The sequence below is a fragment of the Streptomyces sp. 3211.6 genome (genome assembly GCF_003634815.1).
In the GTDB taxonomy this organism is placed as follows: domain Bacteria; phylum Actinomycetota; class Actinomycetes; order Streptomycetales; family Streptomycetaceae; genus Streptomyces; species Streptomyces katrae_A.
Map to the genome: position 1 here is coordinate 100884 of NZ_RBXC01000002.1, position 15716 is coordinate 116599.

At 75.3% G+C, this 15716-nt stretch carries 1 protein-coding gene and 1 pseudogene; both read right to left on the bottom strand.

Features of this window, described 5'->3' with window-relative positions; all coding sequences use genetic code 11:
- Window positions 1-64 precede the first annotated feature (64 nt).
- The gene (locus tag BX286_RS34545) at window positions 65-10660 is read right to left on the bottom strand and encodes a type I polyketide synthase (RefSeq protein ID WP_121017838.1); all 10596 of its coding nucleotides are present in this window, start codon (window positions 10658-10660) and stop codon (window positions 65-67) included.
- A gap of 140 nt (window positions 10661-10800) precedes the next feature.
- Window positions 10801-15675 (bottom strand): annotated as a pseudogene (locus tag BX286_RS34550) (type I polyketide synthase); the annotation flags it as partial.
- Window positions 15676-15716 lie beyond the last annotated feature (41 nt).

The following is a 15716-nucleotide window of genomic DNA, read 5'->3' on the forward strand; positions in this document are numbered from 1 at the left end:
GGAGGAACGGGGGGGCGGGACGTGGGCGGGATGTGGGGGAAGGGGGCGGGGAGGACGGTGGTGGCTACAGGGATCCGAATTCCTTGTCGATCAGGTCGAAGAGTTCGTCGGTGGTGGCCGATTCGATCTCACGCTCCTCGGACGCGGCACGAGCGCCGCTCGCGGCGTCCACGGGCTGGGACGCCGCCGCGCCGGAGGCGCCGAGCCGCTCCAGGAGGGCGCGCAGCCGGGCCTCCGCCTTCCCGCGCAGCACGTCGTCCTGCGCGAGGGAGGCGAGGACGGGCTCCAGGGAATCCAGCCGTTCGGCGAAGGCGTGCTCCGCGTACGCGTCGACCAGCTCGGCCCGCAGGTACCCGGCGAGCGCGGCTGGCGTCGGGTAGTCGAACACCACCGTCGCGGGCAGGGCGAGACCCGTCACCGGGCCCAGCCCGTTGCGCAGTTCGAGCGCGGTGAGGGAGTCGAAGCCCAGCTCGCGGAACTGCCGTTCGCCGTCCACCGCCGAGGCCCGCGCATGCCCGAGGACCAGCGCCACCTGACCGCACACGAGGTCCAGCAGGACGCCGTCCCGCTCCTCGGCGGGCAGCGCCAGCAGCCGGTCGCGCAGCGACGGCCCGGTGGCCGCGGCCCCGCTGGGCTCCGCCGCCCGGGCGACGGCCCGCCGGGCCGATCCGGCGGTCAGGGCCCGCAGGAGGCCGGGGGTCTGGTCGCGGGTGCGCAGGGTGCGCAGGTCGAGGGGGACGGGGACGAGGAGGGGTTCTCCGGTGCCGAGGGCGGCGTCGAAGAGGGCCAGGCCCTGGTCGACGGTCAGCGGGCGGACGCCGGAGCGGCCGATGCGTTCGATGTCTTCTGCGGAGAGGGTGTCGCCCATGCCGCCGACTCCGGCCCACAGGCCCCAGGCGAGCGACAGGCCGGGCAGGCCTGCGGCCCGGCGTTCGGCCATGAGGGCGTCGAGGTAGCTGTTGGCGGCCGCGTAAGCACCCTGGCCGGCACTGCCGAAGACCCCGGCGACGGAGGAGAAGACCACGAACGCCGACAGGTCCGAGCCTGCGTCCCGGGTCAGCTCGTGCAGATTGACCACCGCATCCGCCTTGGGCCGCATGACCTCGGCCACCCGCTCGGGGGTCAGCGCCCCGATCACCCCGTCGTCCAGCACACCGGCGGAGTGCAGGACGGCGGTCAGGGGCCGGTCGAGGGAGTCCAGGAGGGCGGCGAGTGCCTCGCGGTCGGCGGCGTCGCAGGCGGCGATCCGTACCCGTGCCCCCAGCTGTTGGAGTTCGGTGGCGAGTTCGGTGGCGCCGGGGGCGTTCTCGCCGCGTCGGCTGGTCAGCAGCAGGTCGCGGACGCCGTGCTCGGTGACCAGGTGGCGGGCGAACAGCGCGCCCAGGCCGCCCGTGCCGCCGGTGATCAGGACCGTGCCGTCCCCGAACACCGGACCCTCGACTGGGGTAGCGGCGGCCCGGGCCAGGCGCGGCACGAGCACCAGGCCGTCCCGCAGGGCGAACTGGGCCTCGTCCGTGCCGAGGGCCCGCGGCAGCAGGTTCCAGCCCGAGTCCACGTCCGCGGCCTCCACGAGCACGAACCTGCCGGGGTTCTCGGCCTGCGCGGAACGCACCAGCCCCCACACAGCCGCCGTGTCCGGGGCCGGCCCGGTGGCGGTGAACACCAGACGGGACGCGGTGTACCGCTCGTCCGCCAGCCAGGACTGGAGCACCGCCAGCGCCCCGGCCACCGTCCCCGGCGCGGGCAGCACCACCAGGTCCGGCACCGTCCGGCCCCCGTCCACGGCCGCCCGCAGCCCGGCCAGGTCCGGGTACGCGGCGAACGGAACGCCCGCACGCTCCAGCCCCCGCGCGGCGGGCGACCCTTCGGCGTCGACCACCGCCCAGTCGAGGACCGACTCGGCGGCCTCCGCAGAGGAGGCCTCCGCCCACTCCAGGCGGAACAGCGCGTCCCGCAGCGCTGCGTCACCGAACTGCTCGGCCGACACGGCGCGCAGGGCGAGGGATGCGACGGCCGCGACGGGTGCCCCGGCCGGGTCGGTGAGGGTCAGCGCCACGGAGTCCGCCCCGGCGGGCGCGATCCGCACCCGCACGGCAGAGGCCCCGGCCGCGAACAGCGACACCCCGGTCCAGACGAAGGGCAGTCGCGCCCCGCCGCCGTCGGAGTCGGAGAGGAACGGGCCCAGGCCGATGCCGTGCAGGGCGGCGTCGAGGAGGGCGGGGTGGATGCCGTAGCGGCCCGCGTCGGTGGTGGTGTCCTCGGGGAGGGCGATGTCGGCGTAGACGTCCTCGCCGAGCTTCCAGGCAGCCTTCAGCCCCTGGAACACCGGCCCGTAGTCGAGGCCTACCTCGGACATCGCGGCGTACAGACCCTCCGCGTCCAGGGGCACGGCCCCGGCCGGCGGCCACTCGGCCGGACCGGCCTCGGGGGCGCGGTCGGCGAACGACAGCGTCCCGTCGGCGTGCCGGGTCCAGGGCTCCCCCGCAGGGGCGTCCTCGGCCCGGGAGTAGACCCGTACGGACCGCCGCTCCTCCGCGTCGGGCCCGCCGACCAGCACCCGGACCTGGACCCCGCCGTCCTCGGGCAGCACCAGCGGGGCCTCCAGGGTCAGTTCGTCCAGCGTGTTGCAGCCGGCCTCGTCACCGGCCCGCACGGCCAGCTCCACCAGCGCGGCGCCCGGTACGACGGCCTGCCCCATGACCCGGTGGTCGTCCAGCCAGCGGTGGGTGCGCAGGGACAGCCGGGCGGTGAGCAGGAACTCCTCGGACTCGGGCAGCGTGACCGCCGCCCCGAGCAGCGGGTGGTCCGCCGCGTCGAGCCCGGCGTGCCCGGCGTCGGCGGTGGCCGGGGCCGTGTCGTGGATCCAGAAGGTCTCGTGCTGGAAGGCGTAGGCGGGGAGGCCGACGCGGGTGACGTCCGTGCCGGTGAAGAAGGCGGTGCGGTCGGCGAGGCCGCCTGCGGTGAGGAGGTGGGCGAGCGCGGTGACCGCGGAGTCGGCCTCGTCGCGGTCCCGGCGGAGGGTGGGGACGAGTGCGGTGTTCTCGTCGGTGAGGCAGGGGCGGGCCATGGCGGTGAGTACGGCGTCGGGGCCCAGTTCCAGGATGGTGGTGGCGCCTTCGGACTCCAGCCTCCGGACGGCGTCGTGGAAGCGGACGGCTTCGCGGACGTGGCTGACCCAGTAGTCGGGGTGGGCGATCTCGTCGGTGACGAGGCTGCCGGTGAGGGCGGAGACGAAGGGGATGTTCGGCTGGTGGAAGTCCAGGCCGGAGATGGCGTTCCGGAACTCCTCCAGCATGGGATCCATGAGGGGGGAGTGGAAGGCGTGGCTGACGCGCAGGGCCTTGGACTTGACGTCCTGCGCCGCGAGCAGCGCGACGACACCTTCGACGGCTTCCCGGACCCCGGAGATGACCACGGCGTTCGGTCCGTTGACGGCGGCGATGGCCGCGCCGGGCACGAGCAGCGGTGTGACCTGGTCTTCGGAGGCCTGGACGGAGACCATGATCCCGCCCTCGGGCAGGGCTTCCATGAGCCGCCCGCGTGCGCTGACCAGGACTGCCGCGTCGTGCAGGGACAGCACTCCGGCGACGTGTGCGGCGGCGATCTCGCCGACCGAGTGGCCGCCGACGAACCGCGGGGTGATGCCCCAGGATTCGACGAGTCGGTAGAGGGCGACCTCGATGGCGAACAGGGCGGGCTGGGTGGTTCCGGTGCGGTCCAGGGCTTCGGTGTCCTCGCCGAAGACGATCTCCTTGAGGCCGTCCCCGAGTTCCGCGCACACCGCGTCGAAGGCGGCCGCGAACACCGGGTACGTCTCGTACAGCTCGCGGCCCATGCCGATCCGCTGGCTGCCCTGGCCCGTGAAGAGCACCGCCAGCCGCCCGCGTCCCGTCGCCTGGCCGGTGACCACCGACGGGTCCGGCTCGCCGGAGGCCAGGGCCGTCAGGCCCCGCACCAGCGTGTCGCGGTCCCGGCCCACGACCACGGCGCGGTGTTCCATCTCGGACCGCCCCGTGAGGGAGTACGCCACATCGGCCACGTCCAGCTCGGGCCGCTGTTCCAGGTGGTCGGCCAGCCGGGCGGCCTGTGCCCGCAGGGCTTCGGGCGAACGGGCCGACAGCGCCACCGGCACCGGACCGGACACCGGCTCGCCGTCCCGCCCGGGGTTCTGCTCCGGGGCGGCCTCCAGGATCACGTGGGCGTTGGTGCCGCTGATGCCGAACGAGGAGACGCCCGCGCGGCGCGGCCGCCCCGTCTCCGGCCACGGCCGGGCCTCGGTAAGGAGCTCGACGGCTCCGGCCGACCAGTCGATGTGGCTCGACGGGGCGTCCACGTGCAGGGTGGGCGGCAGCACGCCGTTGCGCATCGCCTGCACCATCTTGATGACCCCCGCCGCGCCGGCGGCGGCCTGGGTGTGCCCGATGTTGGACTTGATGGAGCCCAGCCACAGCGGTTCGCCGTCCGCTCGCTCCTGCCCGTAGGTGGCGAGGAGGGCCTGGGCTTCGATGGGGTCGCCGAGCTTGGTTCCCGTGCCGTGGGCTTCGACGGCGTCGACGTCGGCGGTGGTGAGTCCGGCGCTGTCGAGGGCTTGGCGGATGACGCGCTGCTGGGAGGGGCCGTTGGGGGCGGTGAGGCCGTTGCTGGCGCCGTCCTGGTTGACGGCGGAGCCGCGGACGACGGCCAGGACGCGGTGTCCGTTGGCCACGGCGTCCGAGAGCCGTTCCACGAGCAGCATGCCGACGCCCTCGCCCCAGCCGGTGCCGTCGGCGCCCTCTGCGAAGGACTTGCAGCGGCCGTCGGCCGCGAGCCCGCGCTGACGGCTGAAGTCGACGAAGGTCTCCGGGGTCGACATGACGGCCACGCCGCCCGCGAGGGCCATCGTGCACTCACCACGCCGCAGGGCCTGCACCGCCAGGTGCAGGGCGACGAGGGAGGAGGAGCAGGCCGTGTCGACCGTCACCGCCGGGCCCTCCAGGCCCAGCGTGTACGAGACGCGTCCCGAGGCCACGCTGCCCGCCCCCGCCGTGCCGCGGAAGCCCTCCAGCCCGTCCGGAATCGCCGAGAGCCGGGCGAGGTAGTCGTGGTACATCAGGCCGGTGAAGACGCCGGTCCGCGTGCCCCGGGCGCGCTCCGGGTCGATGCCCGCGTCCTCGAAGGCCTCCCAGGCCGTCTCCAGCAGCAGCCGCTGCTGCGGGTCCATCGCAAGGGCCTCGCGCGGGGAGACGCCGAAGAAGCCGGCGTCGAACTCCGCCGCGCCGTGCAGGAACCCGCCCTGGTCCGCGTACGAGGTGCCCGGGTGGTCCGGGTCCGGGTCGAAGAGGTGGTCGAGGTCCCAGCCGCGGTTGTCGGGGAAGGCGGTGATGCCGTCCCGGCCGTCGGCGACCAGCCGCCACAGGTCCTCGGGGGTTTCGACGCCGCCCGGGTAGCGGCAGCTCATGCCGACGATCGCGATCGGCTCGTCGTCGGCGATCCCCGCCGCGGGCGCCTGTCCGTCCCCTACGCCGGTGTCCTCGCCGACCAGCTCGGTCCGCAGGAACTCGGCCAGGGCGGCCGGATTGGGGTGGTCGAAGACCAGGGTGGCCGAGAGCCGGATCCCGGTCTGCGCGATCAGCGCGTTGCGGAACTCGACGGCGGTGAGGGAGTCGAAGCCCAGCTCGCGGAAGGCCCGCTCGGGCTCCACGACGGACGGATCGCTGTGCCCCAGCACCGCCGCGGCCTGCGCACTGACCAGGTCGAACAGGAGCGCCCGCTGCTCGGCGACCGCCAGGCCGGCCAGCCGGTCCGCCCAGGCCGACCCGCCCTGGGCGGTGGCACCGGAGCCGACGGCGGCGGTCCGGCGGCGCGGCGCGGGCACCAGCCCGCGCAGCAGGACCGGGATCCGGCTCTGGCGGCGCAGGGTGCGCAGGTCGAGGGGGACGGGGACGAGGAGGGGTTCTCCGGTGCCGAGGGCGGCGTCGAAGAGGGCCAGGCCCTGGTCGACGGTCAGCGGGCGGACGCCGGAGCGGCCGATGCGTTCGACGTCCTCTGCGGAGAGGGTGTCGCCCATGCCGCCGGCCCCGGCCCACAGGCCCCAGGCGAGCGACAGGCCGGGCAGGCCGGCGGCCCGGCGCTCGGCTATGAGGGCGTCGAGGTAGCTGTTCGCGGCCGCGTAGCCGGCCTGCCCGGCGCCGCCGAACAGGCCGGCGGCAGAGGAGAAGACGACGAACGCGGCGAGGTCCGCGCCCGCGTCCCGGGTCAGCTCGTGCAGGTGGCGTGCCGCGTCCGCCTTGGGGCGCAGCACGTCGGAGACGCGTTCCGGGGTCAGGGAGGACACCACTCCGTCGTCCAGTACACCGGCGGAGTGCAGGACGGCGGTCAGGGGCCGGTCGAGGGTGTCCAGGAGGGCGGCGAGTGCTTCGCGGTCGGCGGCGTCGCAGGCGGCGATGCGGACGCGTGCCCCCAACTCTTCCAGATCCGCGGCGAGTTCGGTGGCGCCGGGGGCGTTCTCGCCGCGTCGGCTGGTCAGCAGGAGGTCGCGGACGCCGTGCTCGGTGACCAGGTGCCGGGCGAACAGCGCGCCCAGGCCGCCCGTGCCGCCGGTGATCAGGACCGTGCCGTCCCCGAACGCGGGCCCCTGGGCCGGGGCGGGCGTGGCCCGGGCCAGGCGGGGGACGAGGACCCGGCCGTCGCGGAGGGCGATCTGCTCCTCGCCGGCGGCGAGCGCGGTGGAGATCTGTTCCCAGGTGGCTTCGATGTCGGCGGTCTCGACCAGGGCGAACCTGCCGGGGTTCTCGGTCTGCGCGGTACGCACCAGTCCCCATACGGCGGCCGTGGCCGGGTCCTGCCGCTCGGCGGTGAACACCAGCCGGGAGGTTGCGAAGCGCTCCTCGGCCAGCCAGGACCGCACCAGCCGCAGGGCCTCGGCGACGGCGGAATGCACCTCGCCGCCCGGGGTGGGCGTGACCACGTAGGCGGGGACGGTCTCCCCTTCCTCACCCAGCCGCACCCAGGTACCCAGCTCCCCGCCGCCGACGGCGACGGCCGCCTCGGCCCAGTCCAGGCGGAACAGGGCGTCGCGCAGCGAGCCGTCCTCCAGCTGTTCGGCGGTGACGGCGCGCAGGGCGAGGGATTCGACGGTGGCGACGGGCGCCCCGGTCTGGTCGGCGAGGGTGAGTGCCACCGAGTCCGTCCCGGTGGGGGCGATGCGGACCCGCAGGGCAGAGGCCCCGGCCGCGTGCAGGGAGACCCCCGACCAGTTGAACGGAAGCCGCGCCCGCCCAGGTTCCTCGGGCACGAAGGAACCGAGCCCGATCCCGTGCAGGGCGGCGTCCAGCAGCGCCGGGTGCAGGCCGAAGCGGGCGGCGTCGGCGGTCGCCGCCTCAGGGAGGGCGACCTCGGCGTAGACCTCCTCGCCGAGCTGCCAGGCGGCCGTCAGCCCCTGGAAGGCGGGCCCGTAGCCGAAGCCGAGCGCGTCCAGCACCTCGTACAGGCAGTCGGTGTCGAGCGCGGTGGCCCCCGCGGGCGGCCAGACGGCCAGGGGCACGCCCGGCACGTCCGGGGTGGCGACGACCGCACCGGCGGCGTGCCGGACCCACGGCTCGGCGGCGTCGGCGTCCTCCGGGCGGGAGAACAGGCTCAGCGCCCGTCGGCCGTGTCCGTCCGGTTCGGCCAGCATCAGCCGCAGCTGGACGCCGCCGGACGGCGGGAGGACGAGCGGGGCCTCGATCGTCAGGTCGTCGAGCAGCCCGTGGCCGACCTCCTCACCGGCCCGTACGGCCAGCTCCACCATGGCCGCGCCGGGGAACACGACCTGGCCGTGCACCTGGTGGTCGCGCAGCCACGGGTGGGAGTGGAGGGAGAGCCGGCCGGTGAACAGCATTCCCGATGCACCGGGGAGCGTGACGGCGGCGCCGAGGAGGGGGTGGTCGGCGGCGGCGACACCCGCCGAGGCCACGTCGCCGACCGAGCCGACGGAGGTGGACACCCAGAACGTCCGGTGCTGGAAGGCGTACGTGGGCAGGTCCACGCGCGCGGCGCGGGAACCGGCGAAGAACGCCGCACGATCGGCGACGGCCCCGGCGACGAACAGCCGCCCGAGGGCGGTGACGGCGCAGACGGCCTCGTCGCGGCCCCGGCGGAGGGTGGGGACGAGAGCGGTGTTCTCGTCGGCGAGGCAGGGGCGGGCCATGGCGGTCAGCACGCCGTCCGGGCCCAGCTCCAGGATGGTCGTGGCACCTTCGGACTCCAGCGTCCGGACCGCGTCGTGGAAGCGGACGGCTTCGCGGACGTGGCTGACCCAGTAGTCGGGGTGGGCGATCTCGTCCGTCACCAGGCCGCCGGTGAGGGCGGACACGAAGGGGATCTCGGGGCGGTGGAAGTCCAGGCCGGAGATGGCGCTCCGGAACTCCTCCAGCATCGGGTCCATGAGCGGGGAGTGGAACGCGTGGCTGACGCGCAGGGCCTTCGCCTTCACGTCCTGCGCCGCGAGCAGCGCCACGACACCCTCGACGGCTTCCCGAACCCCGGAGATGACCACGGCCTCGGGCCCGTTGACGGCGGCGATCGCGGCGCCGGGCACGAGCAGCGGAGTGACCTGCTCTTCGGAGGCCTGGACGGAGACCATGATCCCGCCCTCGGGGAGGGCTTCCATGAGCCGCCCGCGTGCGCTGACCAATGCGGCCGCGTCGTGCAGCGACAGCACCCCGGCGACGTGTGCGGCGGCGATCTCGCCGACAGAGTGCCCGCCGACGAACTCCGGGACCACACCCCAGGACTCCACCAGCCGGTACAGGGCCACCTCGATGGCGAACAGGGCCGGCTGGGTGGTTCCGGTGCGGTCCAGGGCTTCGGCGTCCTCGCCGAAGACGATCTCCTTGAGGCCGTCCCCGAGTTCCGCGCACACCGCGTCGAAGGCGGCCGCGAACACCGGGTACGTCTCGTACAGTTCCCGGCCCATGCCCGGCCGCTGGCTGCCCTGCCCCGTGAACAGCACCGCCGGGCCGCCGCCGGGACCGGCCGGCGAGCCGCCGCCGTCGCGCTCCAGGTTGCGCAGACCGGCCAGGACCTCCTCGCGGTCCCGGCCCACGACCACGGCGCGGTGTTCCAGGTCCGTACGTCCCGTCAGGGAGTACGCCACATCGGCCACGTCCAGCTCGGGCCGCTGCGCCAGGTGGTCGGCCAGCCGGGCGGCCTGTGCCCGCAGGGCTTCGGGCGAACGGGCCGACAGCGCCACCGGCACCGGACCGGACACCGGCTCGCCGTCCCGCCCGGGGTTCTGCTCCGGGGCGGCCTCCAGGATCACGTGGGCGTTGGTGCCGCTGATGCCGAACGAGGACACGCCCGCGCGGCGCGGCCGCCCCGTCTCCGGCCACGGCCGCTGCTCCGCGAGCACTTCCACCGCGCCCGCCGACCAGTCCACCTCCGCCGACGGCGCGTCCACGTGCAGGGTGCGCGGGAGGACCCCGTGCCGCATGGCCTGCACCATCTTGATGATCCCCGCGACACCGGCCGCGGCCTGGGTGTGCCCGATGTTGGACTTCACCGACCCGAGCCACAGCGGTTCGCCGCCCGCACGCTCCTGGCCGTAGGTGGCCAGCAGCGCCTGGGCCTCGATCGGGTCGCCCAGCTTCGTCCCCGTGCCGTGCGCCTCCACCGCGTCCACGTCGGCGGCGGTCAGCCCGGCCGCGTCGAGGGCCTGGCGGATGACCCGCTGCTGCGAGGGGCCGTTGGGGGCGGTCAGGCCGTTGCTGGCGCCGTCCTGGTTGACCGCCGAGCCCCGTACGACGGCCAGCACCGGATGCCCGTTGCGCACGGCGTCCGACAGGCGCTCCACCAGCAGCATGCCCACGCCCTCGGCGAAGCCGGTGCCGTCCGCGCCGTCGGCGAAGGACTTGCAGCGGCCGTCCGGGGCCAGCCCGCGCTGGCGGCTGAACTCCACGAACGTCGACGGCGTGGACATCACCGTCACCCCGCCCGCCAGGGCCAGCGTGCACTCCCCGCGCCGCAGCGCCTCACCGGCCAGGTGCAGGGCCACCAGGGACGCCGAGCAGGCCGTGTCCACGGTCACCGCCGGACCCTCCAGGCCCAGGACGTACGAGATGCGGCCCGACACCACGCTCGCCGCGCTGCCCGTCCCCACGTATCCGCCGAGGTCGTCGGCGGAGGCGGCGGCCAGCGTCCCGTAGTCCTGCCCGTTCGTGCCGATGAACACCCCGGTCGCGGATCCGCGCAGCGGCGCCGCGTCGAGCCCGGCCCGCTCCACGGCCTCCCAGGCCGTCTCCAGCAGCAGCCGCTGCTGCGGGTCCATCGCCAGGGCCTCGCGCGGGGAGATCCCGAAGAAGGCGGCGTCGAACTCCGCCGCGCCGCGCAGGAACCCGCCCTCCCGGACGTACGAGGTGCCCGTCCGCTCCGGGTCCTCGTCCACGAGCCGGTCGAGGTCCCAGCCGCGGTCGGCGGGGAACGCGGTGATCCCGTCGGCCCCGGACGCCAGCAGCTCCCAGAAGTCCTCCGGAGACTCCACCCCGCCCGGGAAGCGGCAGCTCATCCCGACGATGGCGATCGGCTCGCCGGCGGCGGCCTCCACCTCCCGCAGGCGGTCGTTCGCCTTGTCCAGGTCGGAGGTGACGCGCTTCAGGTACTGCAGCAGCTTCGCTTCGTTGGAGGTCTGGGGCGTGTTGGACATGCTGGAAGGTCACCCGGTTCGTGTGGTGGTGCGTGGCGGGCAGGCGTGGTGGTGGGGGAGGGGAGTACGGGAGGCCGTCGGCGCGGGGACGGGGCCCGGCCGGCACGGGGACGGCGCCCCGGCCGGCGCGGGGGAGCGGGCTAGAGCGCGCCGTACTTCTGGTCGATGTAGGCGAACACGTCCCCGGCGTCGGCGTCGTCGAGCTCCAGGGCCGCGGGCTCCTCCGCCCCGGCCGGGTCGATCTTCCCCAGCAGGACGCGCAGCCGGTCGGCGATCTCCGTACGGGCGCCGTCCGCCTCGTCCAGTGCGAGGGCCGCGCGTTCCAGCCGCTCCACGTCCGCGATCAGCGCGGCGGTGGGGTCCTCGTCCAGCCCCAGGTCGCAGAGGAGCTGTCCGGCGAGGGCGAGCGGCGTCGGGTGGTCGAACACCATCGTGGGGCTGAGCCGCATCCCGGTGGCGGAGCCGAGCCGGTTGCGGAACTCGACGGCGGTCAGGGAGGCGAAGCCCAGCTCGCGGAAGGTGCGGTGCGGCTGGACCGTCCGCTTGTCCGCGTGGCCCAGGACGACCGCGGTGTGCACGCACACCAGGTCCACCAGGGCCGCCGTCCGCTTCTCGGGGGCCAGCGCGGCGATCCGCTCGCGCAGCCCGGCCCCGGTCGCGGCGGTGTCCCCGTCCGCCCCGCGGCCCGGTCCGGCGGCCAGGGCGTCGAGCACCCGGGCGGCCTCCGGGACACCCGTGAGGAGGGCGCTGGGGCGGCCGGCGGTGAAGTCCCGGGTGAAGCGCTCCCAGTCGAGGTCGCCGATCACCGTCGTGGGGGCACCCGCGGCGACGGCCCGGGCGACCGCCGGGACCACGTGCTCGGGGCGCATCGGCACCACCCCGCCCCGGGCCAGCCGCTCGTCCACCTCGCCCGTGCCGTCGGTGGCCATGCCCCCGCCCGCCCAGGCGCCGAACGCGATCGACACGGCCGGCAGGCCGAGGCCCCGGCGCCGCTCGGCGAGCGCGTCCAGACCGGCGTTGGCGGCGGCGTAGTTGGCCTGCCCGGGAGAGCCCAGGGTGCCCGCGACGGAGGAGAACAGCACGAAGGCGTCCAGGTCCGCGTCCCGGGTGAGCTCGTCCAGGTGACGGGCCGCGAGCACCTTGGACCGCAGGACGGACTCGAACCGCTCGGGCGTCAGGGTCTCCACCAGGCCGTCGTCGAGGGTGCCCGCGGTGTGCAGGACAGCGGTCAGCGGCTCGTCGGCCGGGACGGCCGCGAGCAGCGCCGCAAGGGCGGCGCGGTCGCCGGCGTCGCAGGCGGCGATGGTGGTGGGGACGCCCAGCGCGGTGAGTTCCGTGAGGAGTTCGGGCGCTCCGGGCGCCTGGAGGCCGCGCCGGCTGGTGAGCAGGAGCCGGGTGGCGCCGTTCGCGGCGAGCCAGCGGGCGAAGCGGGCGCCGAGGGCGCCGGTTCCACCGGTGACGAGTACGGTCCCGCGCGGAGTCCAGCCGTCGGCGGGAGCGGCCGTCCGGGTGAGGCGGCGCCCGAGGACGCCGGAGGCCCGTACCGCGGCCTGGTCCTCGCCGCCGTCCGCCGCGAGCAGGGAGGCCAGCCGCTCCTGGGCCCGCGGGTCGGCGGGCTCGGACGGCAGGTCCACCAGCCCGCCCCACGACTGGGGGCACTCCAGCGCCGCGACCCGGCCCAGCCCCCACACCTCCGCCTGCCGGGCGTCGGCGGGCGACTCACCGGGGCCGGCCGCGACCGCGCCCCGGGTGACCGTCCACAGCGGAGCCGCTGAGGACGCGTCACCGAGGGCCTGGAGCAGCAGCAGCGTCCCGGCGAGCCCGCCGGAGACGGCGGAGCCGTCCGTACGGTCCCGGGTGTCGAGGGCGAGCAGCGACAGCACCCCGGCGAGGGCCGGGGCGTCGCGCTCCGCCTCCGCGAGGAACGCGCGGTACTCCGCCCGGCCGGCGGGGTGCGCGGGCACGGCCCGTACGAGCGCCTTGGCGCCGTACCGGGTCAGGGCCCGGACCACCGCGTCCGTCCAGGCGTCCGCCGTGTGCCCGGCGGGTACGGCCACCAGCCAGGTCCCCGACAGGGCGGGCCGGGCCGGCTCCTGCGCGAGCCGGGTCCACGTCACCTCGTACGTCCAGTCCGCCGCGGCCGACCGCTCCCGCTCCCGGGCCCGCCAGGAGGCGAGCAGCGGGAGCGCGGCGCGCAGCGCGTCCAGGGACGCCTCGTCCCCGGTGCCGTCCAGGTCCAGCGCCGAGGCCAGGGAGGCGGCGTCGGCCTCTTCGACGGCGGCCCAGAAGCGGGCGTCGCCCGCGTCCCGGGCGGCGGCCGGGAGGGTGGTCGTGGCGTCGAGCCAGTACGACGCGCGCTGGAAGGCGTAGGTGGGGAGGTCGACGGAGGCGGAGGGCGCGCCGGTGAAGAAGGCGGTGCGGTCGGCGAGGCCGCCTGCGGTGAGGAGGTGGGCGAGGGCGGTGACCGCGGAGTCGGCCTCGTCGCGGTCCCGGCGGAGGGTGGGGACGAGTGCGGTGTTCTCGTTGGTGAGGCAGGGGCGGGCCATGGCGGTCAGCACGCCGTCCGGGCCCAGTTCCAGGATGGTGGTGGCGCCTTCGGTTTCGAGGGTGCGGATGGCGTCGTGGAAGCGGACGGCCTCGCGGACGTGGGTGACCCAGTAGTCGGGGCGGGCGATCTCGTCCGTCACCAGGCTGCCGGTGAGGGCGGAGACGATGGGGACCTCGGGGCGGTGGAAGTCCAGGCCGGAGATGGCGGCGCGGAACTCCTCCAGCATGGGGTCCATGAGGGGGGAGTGGAAGGCGTGGCTGACGCGTAGGGCCTTGGACTTGACGTCCTGCGCCGCGAGCAGCGCGACGACACCTTCGACGGCTTCCCGGACCCCGGAGATGACCACGGCCTCGGGCCCGTTGACGGCGGCGATGGCCGCGCCGGGCACGAGCAGCGGTGTGACCTGGTCTTCGGAGGCCTGGACGGAGACCATGATCCCGCCCTCGGGGAGGGCTTCCATGAGCTGGCCCCGCGCAGTGACGAGTACGGCCGCGTCGTGCAGGGACAGCACTCCGGCGATGTGTGCGGCGGCGATCTCGCCGACCGAGTGGCCGCCGACGAACCGCGGGGTGATGCCCCAGGATTCGACGAGTCGGTAGAGGGCGACCTCGATGGCGAAGAGGGCGGGCTGGGTGGTTCCGGTGCGGTCCAGGGCTTCGGGGTCCTCGCCGAAGACGATCTCCTTGAGGCCGTCGCCCAGTTCCGCGCACACCGCGTCGAAGGCGGCGGCGAACACGGGGTACGTCTCGTACAGTTCCCGGCCCATGCCGATCCGCTGGCTGCCCTGGCCCGTGAACAGCACCGCCAGCCGCCCCCGCCCGGTCGCGTGACCGGAGACGACGGCCGGGTCCGGCTCGCCGGAGGCCAGGGCCGTCAGGCCCCGCACCAGCGTGTCGCGGTCCCGGCCCACGACCACCGCACGGTGCTCCAGCTCGGAGCGGCGGGTCAGTGCGTGCGCCACCTCGGCCGTGCCCAGTTCGGGGCGGGCCTCCAGGAACGACAGCAGCCGCCCCGCCTGCGCCCGCAGCGCCTCGGCCGAGCGCCCCGACAGCGCCACCGGGACCGGTCCGGAGACCGGCTCGGCGGCCGGTCCGGCGTCCGCCTCCACGGCGCCGGCTTCCGGGGCCTGCTCCAGGATCACGTGGGCGTTCGTGCCGCTCGCCCCGAAGGAGGAGACCCCCGCACGGCGGACCCGGCCGGTCTCCGGCCACGGCCGCTCCCGCGTCAGCAGCTCCACCGCTCCCGCCGACCAGTCGATGCCGGAGGAGGGCACGTCGGCGTGCAGGGTGCGCGGCAGGACGCCGTGCCGCATCGCCTGCACCATCTTGATCACCCCGCCGACGCCCGCCGCGGCCTGCGTGTGACCGATGTTGGACTTCAGGGAGCCCAGCCACAGCGGCAGATCCGCCCCGCGGTCCTGCCCGTACGCGGCCATCAGCGCCTGCGCCTCGATCGGGTCGCCCAGCCTGGTGCCCGTGCCGTGCGCCTCCACCGCGTCCACGTCGGCGGCGGTCAGCCCGGCGGCATCCAGGGCCTGCCGGATGACCCGCTGCTGGGAGGGGCCGTTGGGGGCGGTCAGGCCGTTGCTGGCGCCGTCCTGGTTGACGGCGGAGCCGCGGACGACGGCCAGGACGCGGTGTCCGTTCGCCACGGCGTCCGAGAGCCGTTCCACGAGCAGCATGCCGACGCCTTCGGCGAAGCCGGTGCCGTCCGCGCCCTCGGCGAAGGACTTGCAGCGGCCGTCGACGGCCAGCCCGCCCTGCTTCATGAAGTCGAGGAACATCACGGGCGTGGACATGACCGTCGCACCGCCCGCGAGGGCCATCGTGCACTCGCCGCGCCGCAGGGCCTGTACCGCCAGGTGCAGGGCGACCAGGGAGGAGGAGCAGGCGGTGTCCACGGTCACCGCCGGGCCTTCCAGGCCCAGCGTGTACGCGATCCGGCCCGTGGCCACGCTGCCCGCGCTGCCGTTGACCAGGTAGCCCCGGAGCTCCTCGGGGACCTCGCCGGCGCCCGTCCCGTAGTCGTGGTACATCAGCCCGGCGAAGACGCCGATCCGCTGCCCCTTCACCGACAGCGGGTCGATGCCCGCCCGCTCGAACGCCTCCCACGAGGTCTCCAGCAGCAGCCGCTGCTGGGGGTCCATGGCCTGCGCCTCGCGCGGGGAGATCCCGAAGAAGTCCGCGTCGAAGCGGTCCGCGTCGTACAGGAACCCGCCCACCGGGTCGTGCCCGGTGGGCGAGTAGGCCGCGCCGACGTTCCAGCCGCGGTCGGCGGGGAAGGCCGACATCCCGTCCCCGCCGGAGGCGACGAGCTCCCACAGCTCCTCGGGCGAGGTGACACCGCCGGGGAAGCGGCAGCCCATCCCCACGATGGCGACCGGCTCGCCCGCCGCGGCCTCCGCCTCCCGCAGGCGCCGCCGCGTCTCCTGGAGATCGGCGGTCGCCTTGCGGAGGTAAGTGCGGAGCTTCTCCTCGGTGTCTGCCATCGCGGAGCCGATCCCCGTTC